The organism is Polynucleobacter sp. MWH-Berg-3C6, assembly GCF_018881855.1.
Lineage (GTDB): Bacteria > Pseudomonadota > Gammaproteobacteria > Burkholderiales > Burkholderiaceae > Polynucleobacter.
Window position 1 is genome coordinate 1 of the sequence record NZ_JACVPN010000028.1, and the last position, 222, is coordinate 222.

General features: G+C 45.9%; 1 pseudogene. It reads left to right on the top strand.

From position 1 onward, the window contains the following. Nucleotides 1–168 (top strand): annotated as a pseudogene (locus ICN13_RS10085) (integrase core domain-containing protein); the annotation flags it as partial. Nucleotides 169–222 lie beyond the last annotated feature (54 nt).

Below are 222 nucleotides of genomic sequence, written 5' to 3' on the forward strand. Positions count from 1 at the left end.
TTGGATGGGGAGATCTTCTAAAGCTTAAAAGAGGCCCAGATCATCGTGGGGGAGTGGGTGAAACACTATAACCATGTCAGGCCGCATAGTGCATTGGGTTACAGACCTCCAGCACCCCAAACCCAAGTACCCCAACTATTGCAGAATCAACCCATGTTGCTGCAATGATTTACTATGAAAAAACTCTCTTTGGTAGTGGACCTAAATTGACAGCAGTTCACT